Raw genomic sequence first — 15099 nt, 5'->3', positions numbered from 1 at the left:
GAAACCGGAAAGTAGAGGGTGATCTTCTAAAGAACTGGATAAGTTTTATCGGGTTAGCTTCCCACTGGACGTTGTAAGGCCTTTTCAACTTCGTCGCGAGTCTCTTTACCAACGAGAAGTTCAATCAAAGTAAGAGCAAAGTCCATTGCCGTTCCTGGCCCTTTTGAAGTGACAACGGGACCATCTACAACGACGGCTTGGTCTTCTAAAGTGGTGGTGGGTAAATTAAGCTTGTCAAGGAAGCCGGGATAACCTGTTGCCCGTTTGCCATCAAGCAGTCCTGCATTCGCAAGTACGGTAGGGGCGGCACAGATAGCAGCGGTGACCTTTCCCTGTTCTACGGTGTGCTTTAACAGGGCGTGAATGCGAGGATCGGCATTGAGGTTATCAGCCCCAGGCTGGCCACCCGGTAGCACTACCATATCAAATGCTTGTTGAGCCACTTTATCCAGGGAAGTATCAGGAATCAAGCGGGTACCCCGGCTCGCAGTCACTACCTGCTCATCAAGGCCCGCTGTAACGACCTGGATTCCTGCGCGCCGTAGTAGGTCAATGAGGGTGATAGCTTCAAGTTCTTCACAACCTTGGGCCAAGGGGATAAGAACCTTGATCATTAGCGACCTCCTTTTTCATCCGCTAAAAAGATCTTAAGGACTTCCTTGTCCTTTGATTTCCATACTGCGGGTCTACCCTGAGATGTGGGACTTGCTCTGTTCCCGGTATTTATTGGTATTGTTGACCTGCTGCTAGGATGCTCAGTCCCTTGAGTAAGTTTAATGCTTCATACAAAGGATAGTCTTCCGTAGCGAGGGAATTTTTATTGTCTTCTTTTTGTGAATTGTCTTTTGTTTCTTCCATTTTATTCCCATTGCTGAGGTGGCGGGAAAGATCCGATTCTCTGACTGGATTAAAATCAGAAGGAGTAGAAGCTGAAACCTTTACGCTTTCAAGTTCAATGTCCGGGACAATTCCTTCAGCTTGGATGGAGCGTCCAGAGGGAGTGTAATAGCGGGCAGTGGTAAGTTTCAGCGCAGTGTTTTCTGTGAGTGGTAAAATAGTCTGGACCGACCCTTTGCCAAAAGTGCGTGAGCCGACTACTACTGCCCGACGATGATCCTGAAGGGCTCCAGAGACGATCTCTGAGGCGGAGGCTGAGCCTCCATTTACCAAAACTACCATAGGTGAATTGTTCAGGATATCACCAGAAGTGGCCCGAAATCTCTGTTCTGACTCCAAATCTCTACCTTCTGTATAGACAATAAGGCCCTTTTCTAAAAAGGCATCAGAAACTTCTACTGCAGCACTAAGGACCCCCCCTGGATTGTTACGTAGGTCTAGGATCAAACCTTTAAGCTTCCCACCATTTTCCTCTTTGAGTTTTTCAATAGCTTTCTGAACATTGGGTGGTGTTTGGGTTTGGAACTGGCTAATACGGATATACCCATAACCTTCTTCCAAAGTCCTATTTTTAACGCTTTTAACTTTGATAACGGCGCGAGTGATGGTGAATTTTAGAGGTTGTTCTTCACCCTCTCGGATGATAGTCAAGACGATATCTGTACCTGGTTTACCGCGCATTCGCTGCACTGCCTCGCTGAGGCTCATGCCCTTTACCGGAGTGTCATCGATGCGGATGATGAGATCCCCCGCCTTGATGCCTGCTTTTTGGGCCGGAGTATCATCGATAGGGGCAACTACACGGACAAAGCCATCTTCCATGCCAACTTCGATACCAAGCCCTCCAAATTTGCCGGAAGTTCCAATGCGAAGTTCCTTGAAGGATTCAGGGTCTAAGTAGGCAGAGTGGGGATCCAGGCCAGCGAGCATCCCGCGGATAGAATCCTCAATTAGCGTTTTGTCATCTACTAATTCGACATAACTACGCTTAATCTGCCCAAATACCTCTGAAAAGATCCGTAACTCTTCTAGAGGTAAAGGTTTCGATTCGTCCTCCGAGCGTTCAGCCAGGACCATTTGTCCAAAAACCAGGCTTACACCTAAGATAAGACCCACGGTCATTATCAATAAATCGCGTTTTGAGAATGGCATGTATCTATCGTTCCTGCGAGAAAGCGCTTAATCCAGCCAGATCGAGGATATATTTCGGATGCTAAATTTATGGTGCCTTATAGCTTTGATAATCCCGATTTTATCTAGCAAGGTCGTTTAGCCTCTATCCTATAGAGGGTAGGTTGTTCTACTCTTTTGACCATTAAAATTAAGATGGTTTCATAGTCTGGATAATAGAGAAAGGTCGGCTTCTCTTGCTAGCGAAGCGCAAAATAAACTCCTATCTGCGGGTATCCGCCGCTATAATCCTTGGATTAGCATCTTCTCTACTATCGACCCCATCCCCGAGTACCTTGAAAAACGGCTAGCTATATTCATATAGAGAACTCTCCTGACGTGGAAACCTCTCAATTTATCGGGGTGGATTTATATCCCCGTAATCCACTATACAATAATAGCCTATAATTGCGTAACCATTCAGTAAAACGGCCTGTTGGGGTGAGAGCGTTCAACGCCACAGCTCATGGCAGGATCTCATGCTGACCGTAGCTCGATCAAGCGGTGTTCGCTCATCTCAGGCGGCGGTTCAATACCTATCAGGTAAAGCATGGTTGGAGACACATCTGCGAGACTACCCTTGGCGCTGACAATAGCGGATCGTTTGCTCGCAAAAATAAGAGGTACCCCATTGTGGGTATGGGCGGTGTGAGGCTGGTTGCTTTGGGCATCGTACATTTTTTCGGCGTTGCCATGATCAGCGGTAATAATTAACTCGCCGCCGGCAGATTGGAGTGCGGCCCATACCCGCCCTAAGCATTGATCAAGGGCCTCAATTGATTTGACTGCAGCATTGAAGTTCCCCGTGTGACCGACCATGTCTGGGTTGGCGTAGTTGCAGATAATGACATCGTATTTGCCGCTCTCAATCGCTTCTACCAGACTATCCGTAATCTCCACTGCGCTCATTTCGGGCTTTTGGTCATAGGTAGCGACTTGAGGCGAGGGAATAAGAATTCGATCTTCCCCCTCAAAAGGCTGTTCCCTTCCCCCATTAAAAAAGAAGGTCACATGGGCATATTTTTCGGTTTCTGCAATCCGTAACTGGCGCAGGCCTGATTCAGCAAGTACTTGGCCCAAGGTATTCTTAGGCTTTTCACTTGGGAATGCCACTGGAATATCAAAGTCCTTACTGTACTCCGTGAGGCTGACGAATTGGGCTAAATTTGGCCAGTAAGTGCGCTTAAAGCCAGTGAAGTTAGGCTCGATGAAAGCGCGAGTAATTTGCCGTGCGCGGTCGGAGCGGAAATTCATAAATATGACCACATCACCATCCTCTACTCGAACGGGTGCTTTGCCAGGAGGTACTATCCGGGTAGCTTGGACAAACTCGTCAGTTTCACCCCGTTCGTAGGCCATGGCTAAAGCCTGTTCAGCGTTTTCTGCTTCATATTCCGCCTGGCCGGCAGCAATAAGATTATAGGCGGCCTGAATACGGGGCCAGCGATGGTCACGGTCCATTCCATAGTAGCGGCCAATAAGAGAGGCAAAACGGCCATGGCCAATCTCAGTGAATTTAGCTTGCATGGCTAAAATAGAGGCCTGGGCACTTTTGGGTGCTGTATCTCGACCATCAAGAAAGGCGTGCAAATAGACTTGATGACAGTGGCGCTTTACGGCGAGCTCCACCATAGCGTGAATATGCTCTTCGTGGCTGTGGACCCCACTGGGAGAGAGCAAACCGAGGATATGGACGGCTTTATCTGATTGGACAGCTTTATCAACGGCCTCAGTAAGCGTGTGATTGGTAAAAAAGGAATCCGTGCGGATAGCGCGATTGACTCGTGTATACTCCTGATATACGACACGCCCCGCACCTAAATTAAGGTGGCCCACTTCAGAGTTACCCATTTGTTCGTTGGGTAAGCCAACTTCGGCACCAGAAGCTCGGATCACTGTATGGGGATAATGATTCCATAAGGTATCCCAGACAGGGGTGTGCGCAGCCTGAATAGCGTTGGAAGTTGTCTCTTCACTATAGCCCCATCCATCTAAGATGACTAAGGTCAAAGGTCTAGGAGATATCGACATAGCGGTTGTTTATTTAGTACGTCCTCAAGTTTGCTCTAGCGATGGCAAAAGATTTTAATTAGCTTAAGCGCGGCATGATGATACATGGTTTTCTAATATCCGTGTATAATAAGCCGCTTTTAAAAAATGAGTGATTTTGTCCAAACCTCAGAGATAGAGTATTGATTTATGTCCCAGATTGATACGGTAGGCTAACTTACTAGGCCTGGAGCCGTTGAAGGATATGGGCATACTTGGCTTAGGGTCCGGAGACCTCCCTCTCTTTTTTGCCAAAGGAATCTCGGTTTATCCAAGGTGAGGAGTTAGCCCCCAATTATAGGGGGTATTACCCACCTGTTGTTTATTAATAATAATGCTGAGCATGTCTAGTCCGTATGCTCGATGAAGCCAACGACAAGTCTCAAACAGGTTATAAGCCTTTTGCCAGCGCTTCTGTTTCTTTATTCCTGTTTTTTTAAAACAATGCAGGATGCCCAGAAATAACATTCACACAGAACCCAGAATCGAAAAAATGTAAATTCCTTAGGGTTTAATTCTTTAGAATACCATAGATGGTAGCAAGCAAGATTAAGTTAATGATGCATGTTGAATTCTCAAGGAACCATTCGGGACTAGGGCTTGGAACTTTTATAACACATTCAGGTTAAAGCGATGCCCCCTCTTTGAATCTCGAAATTGAAGTAAAATGAAGGTTTTTTACCGTCTGTGACCCTGATACGATGCGACTACAAAATCTTTTTAGGGAATTTGCCGATCACCAAACCTGAGTAGCCGATAGTACAGAAACAGGATAACTAAATGGATACCAATCGCCTTTTTGAATTTCTCACCAACCACTGGATGTTGTCACTGCTGCTCGTGGCTATTTTGCTTGCCTTGGTTATTGATCCGGTGCTGCGTCGACTACGCGGGATTAAGAGCGTGTCTGCGGTTGAGGCCACGCGCTTGATCAATCAGGAAAACGCCCAAGTCATTGATATTCGGGAAGAAAAAGAATTCGATAAAGAGCATGTCCTGGATTCCCTACACCTTCCTTTCTCTAAGTTTCTTAAGCATTTAGATAGATTGGATAAATTCAAAGGTCGTCCCCTTTTGGTGATATGGGGAACAGGGCAGCGAGCATTCTATGTTGCCACGCAGTTGAGCAAGCGAGGGCATAAGGCCATTTATGTACTTCAGGGCGGGATCGAGACATGGAAAGAAGCGAACATGCCCTTATTTAGTGGTAATACGAAGGCCCATAGGATCAAAGCAAAGGTTCAGGCCGAAATACCTGCCCAGGCTGAAGCACCTGCCCAGGCCGAAGCACCTGCCCAGGCCGAAACACCTGCCCAGGCTGAAGCACCTGCCCAGGCCGAAACACCTGCCCAGGCCGAAACACCTGCCCAGGCTGAAGCACCTGCCCAGGCCGAAACACCTGCCCAGGCCGAAACACCTGCCCAGGCTGAAACACCTGCCCAAACCAAAGTGAGCAATCAGCCTAGAGTCAGTAAAAGGGCTAAGGGGGGCAAAGGAAAAAAGGCCAGGGGGAGCAAAAGGGCTAAAGCTAGGCGGAGTTAAACAATGCCAAAAGTCGTGATGTATACCACCGCATGGTGCCCTTATTGTATTGGAGCTCGGCGTTTATTAGATGATAAAGGGGTTGATTACAAAGAAATACGCGTTGATCTTGAGCCTGAACAGCGTGCCATTATGATCGCTAGAAGCCGCCGCCGGACTGTGCCTCAGATATTTATCGATGATCAGTCTATTGGTGGTTTTGATGATTTAGTACGACTCGAACAGGCAAGGGAACTTAATACGCTGTTAGGCCTTGCTTGAGATGAGCAATGGTCCGAGGGGGCTTTTTTTAAACATATGAGCTTTTGACAGGATGGACCAAATGGCAGAAGAAAGCGCAAGTCAACAAACTGACGAACAAAATCAACAAGCCCAGTTCGTTATCCAGAAGATTTATGTGAAAGATATTTCTTTCGAAACTCCAAATTCTCCCCAGGTTTTCACTCAAGAATGGAAGCCTGAAGTTAATCTTCAGCTTAGTAATGAAAATAAGCGCATCTCTGAAAATATATATGAGGTGGTATTGTCGCTAACCGTGACAGCGAAACTCGGTGATCAAACAGCCTTTCTTGCTGAGGTTCAGCAAGCAGGTATTTTTACGCTCAATGGTTATAGTGATCAGAATCTGGGACCTTTACTAAGTAGCTATTGCCCTAATATCCTCTTTCCCTTTGCTCGAGAGGTAGTAGCAGATCTAGTGACCAAGGGTGGTTTTCCGCCGCTACTATTGGCACCCATCAACTTTGACGCACTCTATGCCCAACGAATAAAGCAGCAGCAACAACGCCAATCGGCCGAGGCGGCTGAAATTCGGCATTGACCTTTTGGTTAATTCTTTACCAGTGCTACCTCAAAACGACAGCAAGTGCTCAAAAACCCTGGTGGTCGGTGCAGGTTCCTGGGGCACCGCCTTAGCTATTTTACTTGCTCGCAACCGGGTGCCTACGCTGCTATGGGCGCGAGACTCGGCTCAAGTAGCGGCCATGGTCCGTACCCGCCAAAATGATCATTACTTGCCGCAAGTATCTTTCCCTCCGTCTCTAGAGCCGGTTGCAGATTTGGAAGCAGCATTGCCACAGACGGAACAAGTCCTTGTGGTCGTTCCAAGCCATGGTTTCCGGTCAGTATTAGAGCGTTTAGCTGGGCATTTACCCGATGGTGTCCCCCTATCCTGGGCAACTAAGGGTTTAGAACCCGGTACGGGCCGACTGTTGCATGAGGTCGCGGCGGAAGTTTTGGGTCCTGGATGGCCAATGGCTGTGGTGTCGGGACCTACCTTTGCTCATGAAGTCGCTGCCGGGTTACCAACAGCAGTAACGGTAGCTGCTACCGAATCGGCGGTAGCTACCCGACTTGCTAGCTGTCTTCATGGAGAAACTTTTCGGGTTTATACCAGCGATGACCTCATCGGCGTACAATTGGGAGGAGCGGTAAAAAATGTCCTTGCCATTGCGGCGGGGATTGGCGATGGTTTGGGGTTTGGTGCCAATACCCGGGCGGCCTTGATTACCCGCGGGCTTGCAGAACTGATGCGTTTTGCCCTTGCTTATGGAGCCCAAAGAGAGACGCTGATGGGATTATCAGGGTTGGGTGATTTGGTATTGACCTGCACCGATAACCAATCCCGTAACCGGCGCCTTGGTCTGGCTTTAGCTCAAGGAAAGCGGTTGGACGAAGCTCTAGCGCTCATTGGCCAGGCCGTGGAGGGGGCAGCAGCTGCCAAAGTAGTGGTCGCAAAGGCCAAACAGCTTAATGTCGAGATGCCCATTGCAGAGCAAATTTACCAGGTATTGTACGCTGGACGGGCACCTCGACAAGCGGTTGAAGCCCTTTGTAGCCGGGAACAAAAACCCGAATATGTATAAAAGAGGTGTTTGCTTAATGAGAAGCAGTAGTCGCCACCGAGCTTCGTGGCTAAGGCTCCCTTTTTTTCTCATTTTTGTCCTGAGCCTAGTGGCTTGTGGTGGCGGCTCGGCAATCAAAGAGGAGGCAGAAGACAGCGAAGGGGGTCGTGTTCTCTGGGAAGCAGGTGAGCAATATGTGCGCCTCAACTCCAGCGATAGGGTAGTGAATAATCAGCATCCAGCGGCAGTGACTACAGAAGAGATGCGTGCTGCTTTGGAATCACTCTTTGTTCCAGAGCGGCGCTTTATTAGAAAAAAATTAAATCCTGTCTTCTCCCCAGGCGAAATCCAAGTACTCAGTGCAGCTTTGGCCCAAGGTTTGGCTTTAGCTCGGCCCGATCAAGATGTTACCTTTGTAAGCATTGGCATTCACCAGGGAACCTTTACCAAGGTCCGTAAGGCCAATACGGGGCGGGTATTTTTTAAAGACGATAAGCTTCATATTATTTTTGGCATGCTTCATCATGAGGTCCGCGACCAGGATCGTGAGACTGGGGCGCAGATTGATCGGCGCTTGCATCCTTTTGTGGTGGGTTCCCGCCTTTACGAAACGAAGCTTTCGTATCCTATTGCTTTGGAGGAGGGCCAAGCGTTTTACTTGGATCCAGAGAGTGGCGAGGAAAGAGAAGACTGGCTAGTGCTGGATATTCCTACCCTTGTTGCCAAAACCAGCCAAAAAACTCCAGATGAGCAGCTTGACCCGACTCTTTTGGAGGATATTGCACGTAGCAAACAGGAGACTCAAAATCTCAAGGAAGATCTTGCCAATGTCAAGGAAGTCTTATTCGAGCTCAAGGAGGACTTGCTAGAGCTCCAACGGGGAGGGAGTTATGCGACGATTGAGGCCCGTCTTCAATCCTTGAAGAAGCTCTATGATAATGGGCTCATTAGCCGTGATGAGTACCAGGTTAAACGCCGGGAACTGCTGAACGAGCTATAGGCGAGCCCGCCGGTCTCGCAAGCTAAAGCCCAGTAAGGGTGGGTCTATCCCCCGAGTCAGGGCAAGAATCTTGAAAAGTTCGCCCATCTCGCTGGGAAGGGTGAGGCGTTTGATCTGATTGCTGGTTTCCAAAGCGTGGTATCCTCCTGCTGCGATTTCAGCCATCGCTAATTCATCCAAACCGCAGGCCAGCAAGAAGTCAGCTTGGGAACAATAACCCGCGACCCTAAGCCCGCTGTTATGGCCTGCCTCGGCGAGGGCAGTAAAATCCACATGGGCGGTAATATCTTGTAATCCTGGTAAGATCAGCGGGTCTGGATGTGCCCGATGGCGATAATGGCACATGAGGGTTCCAGTTGTTCGATCCGGGTGATAATACTCTTTCCGGGGAAAGCCATAATCGATAATGAGCAGCATTCCTTGTTGTAAACGGTAAGCAATTTCAGCCACCCAGCTCTCCATGGCTAAATTGACTTCAGACGTGTAGTGGCTTACCTGTTTAAGCAACAGACGTATCTCGGTGGCGCGCTCTTTAAGTCGAGCATGGCTGAAAGGGCCTTTTTTCCAAACAAAGGTATCTCCCTCATAGCCTACATGGCGTTCCCAACTGTGCTCATCCTCTAGCTGAAAGCAATGTACAGGCATGGCATCACAGACCTCGTTGGCAAGCACCAATCCCTGAATGTTATCGGGTAGACGGTCTAACCAGCTTACTTTTGAGGCGAGGTGAGGAACTTGCTGTTGCAGCGTCTGTTGCTGCCGTTGGCGTAACTCGGCGCTAAGTTCCAAGATGAAATACTGTTCTGGTAGGTTACCTCGGTTGTCCAGCTCAGCTAGCAAATCGGCGGCCATGCAGCCCGATCCCGCCCCAAATTCCAAGATGTCACCTGATCCGAGCAACTCTAAAATTTGCTGGCATTGGCGAGAGAGACAGCGGGCAAAGAGGGGGGAGAGTTCAGGAGCAGTGGTAAAATCACCGGAAGCGCCTAACTTGTGCAGACCTGACATGTAATAGCCTAAACCCGGTGAATAAAGCGCTAGCTCCATAAAGCGGGCAAAAGAAATTTGACCACCATTTTGCTCAATAGCCTCCCGGATGAAACTTTGCAATTTTTGGCTATGGGCTAAGGCCGCCGGATTAGGGCGAGGAAGAGAGTCTCTGCGGTGATGTGGGGAAACCATGGGCAGGAGGTTAAGTACCTATGACTAAAATATGAGGTGTTTTAGAAGCGAGCCGGTGGTGTTCCGCAAACCCGTTTTTCCTCCTTGAAAAAAGGCTTATAGGTTCAAGTCGGTTGGCCATAAATGGTTTGAGGATTTATCAACGGCAGCCCAGAGATCGGCATAAGATTTGTTTAGAACAGGGTGATGCCGGTGGGGCGCAATCTCTGCTAGGGGCTGGAGTACAAAAGCATAATTAAGAATATCATCCCTGGGGATTTGGAGCCCTGGCTCATTGATGACTAAGTCATTGTAAAGTAGGAGATCCAAATCGAGAACTCGGGGGGCGAAGCGGGGACCACCACGCTTGCGGCCGCAGGCCCGCTCAATCTCATGGAGGGCATGGGCGATTGTTTGGGGTGGCTCATTGGTATCAAAGCCGATTACCGAATTGTAAAAATTATCGCCTTGAAATCCTACTGACTCGCTTTCAAATACCCGTGAAATGATAAGCGATCCATAGCGGCGGCGGAGCGCATTGACTCCAGCACGGATATTGTTCTCCCGGTTGATGTTGCTGCCTATACTAACATATGCACGGGCCATAATGTTTAAGGCTGTGCTGGCTCCTTGGGCTGGCAGCGCTCGATAATAACTCCTACACCTCGAGCACCGCGCACGGCGCCTTGCTTGTCCACCTTAAGGCGCAGCCAAGAAACTCCAAATTCATTTAATATAATCTGCGCCGCACGTTCTGCCAAAGTTTCCACCAATAGAAATTCGCTATTGCCGACGAAGTCTATCATTCGTTTGGCCACTGCTTTGTAGTCGAGGGTGTCCTCAATGTTATCGCTGGCAGCGGCTTTGGCGACATCGGTGGCCATTTCTAAATCCAGGGAAATCGTCTGCTTGATTCGACGCTCCCAATCATAAATACCAATCACAGTATCAATACGTAAATCGTTTAAATAGACGATGTCCATTGCATTTCAACAAGTAGTATAGCCGGTAACACAGAGTATCAATATAATGGATATCTTTAGCCAGGAAATTGCCCAGGCTCAGATAGAGAAAACGACCAATCATAACATGCTGACTACTTTAATTCTGCTGCTCATAGGTTATGTTGTAGGATCCTTATCCAGTGCTATTATCGTGGCACGATTGGCGGGTTTAGGAGATCCCCGCGCTCAAGGATCGGGAAATCCTGGTGCGACTAATATTTTGCGCTTGGGCAGTAAGCGGCTCGCAGCGGTAGTGCTCCTTGGGGATACCCTCAAGGGGATTTTTCCCGTGTGGTTAGCAGGGGGAATGGGAGTCGAGGCCTGGGTTATTGCTGGAGTAGGATTAGCGGCCTTCTGGGGTCATCTCTATCCGCTATTTTTTGGGTTTCATGGGGGTAAGGGAGTGGCCACCGGTTTAGGGGTATTGCTAGGCTTTTCTTGGCCCCTTGCCCTAGCCGTGCTGAGCATCTGGCTGCTGGTGTTTTGGCGCTGGCGAATCTCATCTCTTTCAGCACTTTGCGCAGCTGTGCTTGCCCCTTTCTTGGCGTGGTGGCTAGTACCGGAGACCGCAATTAGAGTGGCAGTCACCGTCCTGATGGTGTTTTTGCTTTGGCGTCATCAAGATAATATTCGACGTTTGCTCAGCGGCCAGGAAGGCCGTTTAGACAAATCGAGTTAAATCTCTGGCAAACTATCCAAGGGCCATCTCGCCTGGGCCTTAAATCCAAGGCCGGCGTGCTCTCCAGCTAAAAGACGTTGACAGCCAGCGAAAGCAATCATGGCCCCGTTATCGGTACAAAAAGCCAACCGTGGATAATAGATTTGGGCATTTTCCTGGGCTCCCATAACCTTAAGCCGTTCTCGGAGCGCTTGGTTGGCGCTAACCCCACCAGCGACGACCAGACGCTTGAGTCCTGTTTGTTGCAAGGCCCGGCGGCATTTGACGGTGAGGGTCTCCACGACGGCATCCTGAAAGGCCCGGGCAATATCGGCGCCAGCTTCAGGTCCATTCTCGTGCAAGGTGTTGAGGGCATAGGTCTTTAGCCCGCTAAAGCTAAAGTCTAAACCTGGACGGTCGAGCATAGGACGTGGGAAATGAAAACGATCCGGATTCCCCTGTTCGGCAAGTTTGGCCAGGGCGGGTCCTCCTGGATAGCCCAGCCCAAGGAGTTTTGCTGTCTTGTCAAAAGCTTCCCCCACCGCATCATCAAGGGATTCGCCGAGCACCTGGTAAGCCCCAATACGGCTTACCGCTATCAGCATGGTGTGGCCTCCGGAGACGAGGAGCGCGCAAAATGGAAAATCAGGGGGGTCAGCTTCTAACAGGGGAGAGAGTAAATGCCCTTCCATATGATGGACGGCAAGCGCCGGTTTACCCCAGGCCCAGGCCAGGCTGCGACCCACTGCAGCCCCTACTAATAGGGCACCGATTAGCCCTGGGCCTGCGGTATAGGCAACACCGTCAATATCTCGCTTGTGAAGGCCTGCCTGGTCTAGCACCTTGCGAAGCAAGGGTAATAACTTGCGAATGTGATCCCGGGAGGCCAATTCCGGGACAATCCCACCGTAGTCAGCATGGAGTTCTGCCTGACTGTAGAGGACATGGGCCAACAGTCCCCGCTTGCTGTCAAAAATGGCAACTCCTGTTTCGTCACAGGAAGTTTCAATTCCAAGTATGCGCATGGGTTTTATAGAGGGCCGGGAGCATCAGTTTTGTTGGCAAATCCTTTTTGCATTTTTGGCTTGTAATTCGTAGAATCCGCAAACTTTAACTCAAGAGTAAGTTTTTTCCTATACTAGTTGTAAGTTAACAGAGGAGATTTTATGCCAAGCATCCGAGTAAAAGAGAACGAGCCTTTTGATGTTGCTATTCGTCGCTTCAAGCGGACTTGTGAAAAGGCAGGCGTTTTATCGGAAGTCCGACGCCGGGAATTTTATGAAAAGCCTACGGCTGTTCGCAAGCGTAAAGCCGCAGCTGCAGTCAAGCGCTCCATGAAGAAGTTAGCACGTGAGAGAGCACGCCGAACCCGCCTCTATTGAATCTATTTACCCTCCTTGCCGTTTGACTGAAATTTTTTAATGGTGACTGAAATGGGTTCACTGAAAACACGCTTACAGGAAGAAGTGAAGGCTGCTATGCGGGCTAAAGATAAAGCTCGGCTGGGAGTCTTGCGGATGGTAATGGCGACCCTTAAGCAGTTTGAAGTAGACACCCGTGAGCCTTTAGAAGATACGCAAATCATTGCACTGTTAGAGAAAATGCTGAAACAGCGGCGTGAGGCTTTGGAGCAATACGAAGCCGCGGGAAGAGAAGATTTGGCTGAAAAAGAGCGTTTTGAGTTGGAGGTGATTCAAAGTTATATGCCAACGCCACTCAGCGAGGCTGAAATTGAACAGCTCATTGAGGAGGCGATTAGGCAGTCTCAGGCGGCGACAATAAAGGATATGGGCAAGGTAATGGGGATTCTGAAACCCCGCATACAGGGCCGCGCCGATATGGCGGTGGTGAGCGCTAAAGTCAAGTCGCGATTAACGGCAGCGCCTAGCTGACTTTGGATTCCCTCGACAAGCTTTTAATATTCAGCTATTTTTTGTCCGGATAGGCACTATATTTGTTAATGTTTTTGTGTCTGTTTCTATGCCTAGGTACTAGGGGGTATGGGGGAGCGGATCCCGCAAGAGTTCATTGACGAGCTGGTGGCGCGTACGGATATCGTGGAATTGATAGATTCCCGTATTCCTTTACGCAAGGCTGGCCGCGAATATGTTGCCTGTTGTCCTTTTCACAACGAAAAGACCCCATCCTTTACGGTTAGCCCACAAAAACAGTTCTATCACTGCTTTGGTTGTGGTGTCCATGGGACGGTCATCGGTTTCTTAATAGCCTTTGACCGTCTTAGTTTTATTGAGGTGGTAGAGGAACTAGCGCAACGGGTGGGAATGACTATTCCCCAGGGTTCCGGTTCAACCCCTCGCAGTTGCCACCAGGGCCTGTATGAAGTGTTGTCCTATACTGCAGAGTTTTACCAGCAGCAGCTAAAAATAGGGGTCCATCAGGGGCGAGTCAAAGCTTATTTGCGGGAACGGGGTCTAAGCCACTCTATTATTACTGAGTTTGGACTGGGTTTTGCCCCCTCCCGTTGGGATGCATTGCTACGCCATATGCCATTGCCGCTTAGATCCCATCTTCAGACAGCGGGTTTAGTGATCGATAAAGGGAATGGCCGTTGTTACGATCGGTTTCGAGATCGGATAATGTTCCCCATTCATGATTATCGGGGGCGAGTGGTTGGCTTTGGCGGTCGTCTTTTGGGTGAGGGATCTCCAAAATACCTTAATTCACCTGAAACGCCGTTATTTCATAAAGGGCGGGAGCTTTATGGCTTGTACCAAGTACGACAATCAGTCCGCCACTGTGATAGGTTGTTGGTAGTGGAGGGGTACATGGATGTCTTGGCCTTGGCTGAGCATAATATTCGTTATGCTGTGGCGACCTTAGGAACGGCAACTACTTCGGATCATTTGACCCAGTTATTCCGGATGACGTCAGTGGTCGTATTTTGTTTTGACGGAGATCGAGCTGGCTACCGAGCAGCTTGGCGGGCGCTGGAAACAACACTTCCCTTATTGAGTCAAGGACGGCAGGTGCAGTTTTTGTTTTTACCTCAAGGAGAAGATCCGGATACCGTAGTGCGCGCTGAGGGTCAGGTTGCTTTTGAGGCCCGCCTTGAAAAGGCTACGCCATTATCAGATTTTTTGCTAAATAGTTTGCGGCAAAAGGTTAACCTTGGCAGTATGGATGGACGGGCACGCCTAGTAGAATTAGCCCGGCCCCTTGTATCTAAGATCCCGTCAGGGGTTTATCGGGATATGTTGCTTGCTCGTCTAGCGGAAGTTGCCCGCGTAGATCAGGCAGCTCTCACTCGTCACTTAAGTCAAGGAAAAGTTTCCCCAGTAGTGCCCCCTCGGCGGTTGGCTCGAGATATGGCGCCTCTAGCACGAAAAGCAGTGGCTATTTTGCTCCAGCGACCTAATTTAATTCAATCGGTAGAGGAGAACTTCTCCTTGCGGGGATTAGAGGGGACAGGGGCAAAATTACTCCAGGAGTTGATTGAATTATTGCAAAGCAGTCCACATTTAAATACGGCAGCCTTGCTTGAACGCTGGCGGGATTCGGAAATGGGTCGATATCTGGAGCAATTAGCTAGCTGGGAATTATTTTTGACTGATGAGAATATGGTATTGGAGTTACAAGCCGCTTTAAAGCGTTTGCAGGCCCAAGCAGCGGAGCAGCGGATGACAATGCTTTCCAATCAGCCTTCCTTGACTGCTGCGGAGCAACAAGAGTTACTTGCTTTGCTGGCGGCCAAGTAGGTCTACCTGGTATGTAAAGCTTGGCTAGGCAGTTAAGGTGAAAATAGTGTATACTTTT

At 49.2% G+C, this 15099-nt stretch carries 16 protein-coding genes; 9 read left to right on the top strand and 7 right to left on the bottom strand.

The window, feature by feature from the left end:
• Window positions 1–53: 53 nt before the first annotated feature.
• From E3U44_RS04010 to gpmI, 3 genes are all read right to left on the bottom strand, one after another.
• On the bottom strand, window positions 54–614 hold the full coding sequence (locus E3U44_RS04010; protein WP_134356777.1) for a DJ-1 family glyoxalase III: 561 nt from the start codon (window positions 612–614) through the stop codon (window positions 54–56).
• A gap of 109 nt (window positions 615–723) precedes the next feature.
• Entirely contained in the window at window positions 724–2049 is a 1326-nt protein-coding gene (locus tag E3U44_RS04005) for a S41 family peptidase (protein WP_134356776.1), read from the bottom strand.
• Window positions 2050–2544: 495 nt separating this feature from the next.
• Window positions 2545–4098, bottom strand: a complete 1554-nt coding sequence (gene gpmI, locus E3U44_RS04000; protein WP_134356775.1) for a 2,3-bisphosphoglycerate-independent phosphoglycerate mutase — start codon at window positions 4096–4098, stop codon at window positions 2545–2547.
• Window positions 4099–4896: 798 nt separating this feature from the next.
• On the opposite strand from gpmI, the gene E3U44_RS03995 reads away from it, so the two are divergent.
• The 5 genes from E3U44_RS03995 (at window position 4897) to E3U44_RS03975 (ending at window position 8502) form a co-directional block, all read left to right on the top strand.
• Window positions 4897–5658: a rhodanese-like domain-containing protein gene (locus tag E3U44_RS03995; protein WP_134356774.1), complete on the top strand. Its 762-nt coding sequence runs from the start codon at window positions 4897–4899 to the stop codon at window positions 5656–5658.
• A 3-nt stretch (window positions 5659–5661) separates the two neighbouring features.
• Complete coding sequence (grxC, locus tag E3U44_RS03990; protein ID WP_134356773.1) at window positions 5662–5919, top strand: glutaredoxin 3; 258 nt, start codon at window positions 5662–5664, stop codon at window positions 5917–5919.
• A 61-nt stretch (window positions 5920–5980) separates the two neighbouring features.
• Window positions 5981–6478: a protein-export chaperone SecB gene (secB, locus tag E3U44_RS03985; RefSeq protein ID WP_134356772.1), complete on the top strand. Its 498-nt coding sequence runs from the start codon at window positions 5981–5983 to the stop codon at window positions 6476–6478.
• A gap of 4 nt (window positions 6479–6482) precedes the next feature.
• Window positions 6483–7523: an NAD(P)H-dependent glycerol-3-phosphate dehydrogenase gene (locus E3U44_RS03980; RefSeq protein WP_134356771.1), complete on the top strand. Its 1041-nt coding sequence runs from the start codon at window positions 6483–6485 to the stop codon at window positions 7521–7523.
• Between the two features lie 16 nt (window positions 7524–7539).
• Entirely contained in the window at window positions 7540–8502 is a 963-nt protein-coding gene (locus E3U44_RS03975) for an SHOCT domain-containing protein (protein WP_134356770.1), read from the top strand.
• Here E3U44_RS03975 and E3U44_RS03970 read toward each other — a convergent pair.
• The 3 genes from E3U44_RS03970 to folB form a co-directional block, all read right to left on the bottom strand.
• A complete protein-coding gene (locus E3U44_RS03970; protein WP_134356769.1) occupies window positions 8497–9684 on the bottom strand; it encodes a class I SAM-dependent methyltransferase in 1188 nt (395 codons plus the stop codon). The genes E3U44_RS03975 and E3U44_RS03970 overlap by 6 nt on opposite strands.
• A 96-nt stretch (window positions 9685–9780) precedes the next feature.
• Window positions 9781–10269, bottom strand: a complete 489-nt coding sequence (gene folK, locus E3U44_RS03965; RefSeq protein ID WP_134356768.1) for a 2-amino-4-hydroxy-6-hydroxymethyldihydropteridine diphosphokinase — start codon at window positions 10267–10269, stop codon at window positions 9781–9783.
• A 5-nt stretch (window positions 10270–10274) separates the two neighbouring features.
• Window positions 10275–10646, bottom strand: a complete 372-nt coding sequence (gene folB, locus E3U44_RS03960; RefSeq protein ID WP_134356767.1) for a dihydroneopterin aldolase — start codon at window positions 10644–10646, stop codon at window positions 10275–10277.
• Window positions 10647–10752: 106 nt separating this feature from the next.
• Between folB and plsY the strand changes: the two genes are divergently transcribed.
• Window positions 10753–11346, top strand: a complete 594-nt coding sequence (plsY, locus tag E3U44_RS03955) for a glycerol-3-phosphate 1-O-acyltransferase PlsY (RefSeq protein WP_134359651.1) — start codon at window positions 10753–10755, stop codon at window positions 11344–11346.
• On the opposite strand, the gene tsaD is transcribed toward plsY, so the two are convergent.
• Window positions 11343–12350: a tRNA (adenosine(37)-N6)-threonylcarbamoyltransferase complex transferase subunit TsaD gene (tsaD, locus tag E3U44_RS03950; protein WP_134356766.1), complete on the bottom strand. Its 1008-nt coding sequence runs from the start codon at window positions 12348–12350 to the stop codon at window positions 11343–11345. The genes plsY and tsaD overlap by 4 nt on opposite strands.
• Before the next feature lie 141 nt (window positions 12351–12491).
• Between tsaD and rpsU the strand changes: the two genes are divergently transcribed.
• The 3 genes from rpsU to dnaG all read left to right on the top strand — a co-directional run bounded on the left by rpsU (window position 12492) and on the right by dnaG (window position 15041).
• Window positions 12492–12707, top strand: a complete 216-nt coding sequence (gene rpsU / locus E3U44_RS03945) for a 30S ribosomal protein S21 (RefSeq protein ID WP_013031151.1) — start codon at window positions 12492–12494, stop codon at window positions 12705–12707.
• Window positions 12708–12758: 51 nt separating this feature from the next.
• Window positions 12759–13217, top strand: coding sequence for a GatB/YqeY domain-containing protein (locus tag E3U44_RS03940; RefSeq protein ID WP_166804992.1), 459 nt, complete (start codon window positions 12759–12761; stop codon window positions 13215–13217).
• A gap of 108 nt (window positions 13218–13325) precedes the next feature.
• A complete protein-coding gene (dnaG, locus tag E3U44_RS03935) occupies window positions 13326–15041 on the top strand; it encodes a DNA primase (protein WP_134356764.1) in 1716 nt (571 codons plus the stop codon).
• Window positions 15042–15099: the final 58 nt, after the last annotated feature.

The organism is Nitrosococcus wardiae (assembly GCF_004421105.1).
In the GTDB taxonomy this organism is placed as follows: Bacteria; Pseudomonadota; Gammaproteobacteria; order Nitrosococcales; family Nitrosococcaceae; genus Nitrosococcus; species Nitrosococcus wardiae.
This window is presented reverse-complemented; position numbering and strand designations above follow the sequence as displayed.

Coding starts and splice junctions, on each gene's coding strand:
- E3U44_RS03995 (WP_134356774.1), top strand. CDS start 4,897: ATGGATACCAATCGCCTTTTTGAATTTCTCACCAACCACTGGATGTTG.
- dnaG (WP_134356764.1), top strand. CDS start 13,326: ATGGGGGAGCGGATCCCGCAAGAGTTCATTGACGAGCTGGTGGCGCGT.
- tsaD (WP_134356766.1), bottom strand. CDS start 12,350: ATGCGCATACTTGGAATTGAAACTTCCTGTGACGAAACAGGAGTTGCC.
- gpmI (WP_134356775.1), bottom strand. CDS start 4,098: ATGTCGATATCTCCTAGACCTTTGACCTTAGTCATCTTAGATGGATGG.
- rpsU (WP_013031151.1), top strand. CDS start 12,492: ATGCCAAGCATCCGAGTAAAAGAGAACGAGCCTTTTGATGTTGCTATT.
- grxC (WP_134356773.1), top strand. CDS start 5,662: ATGCCAAAAGTCGTGATGTATACCACCGCATGGTGCCCTTATTGTATT.
- E3U44_RS03970 (WP_134356769.1), bottom strand. CDS start 9,684: ATGGTTTCCCCACATCACCGCAGAGACTCTCTTCCTCGCCCTAATCCG.
- E3U44_RS03940 (WP_166804992.1), top strand. CDS start 12,759: ATGGGTTCACTGAAAACACGCTTACAGGAAGAAGTGAAGGCTGCTATG.
- E3U44_RS03975 (WP_134356770.1), top strand. CDS start 7,540: ATGAGAAGCAGTAGTCGCCACCGAGCTTCGTGGCTAAGGCTCCCTTTT.
- E3U44_RS04005 (WP_134356776.1), bottom strand. CDS start 2,049: ATGCCATTCTCAAAACGCGATTTATTGATAATGACCGTGGGTCTTATC.
- folB (WP_134356767.1), bottom strand. CDS start 10,646: ATGGACATCGTCTATTTAAACGATTTACGTATTGATACTGTGATTGGT.
- folK (WP_134356768.1), bottom strand. CDS start 10,269: ATGGCCCGTGCATATGTTAGTATAGGCAGCAACATCAACCGGGAGAAC.
- E3U44_RS04010 (WP_134356777.1), bottom strand. CDS start 614: ATGATCAAGGTTCTTATCCCCTTGGCCCAAGGTTGTGAAGAACTTGAA.
- secB (WP_134356772.1), top strand. CDS start 5,981: ATGGCAGAAGAAAGCGCAAGTCAACAAACTGACGAACAAAATCAACAA.
- plsY (WP_134359651.1), top strand. CDS start 10,753: ATGCTGACTACTTTAATTCTGCTGCTCATAGGTTATGTTGTAGGATCC.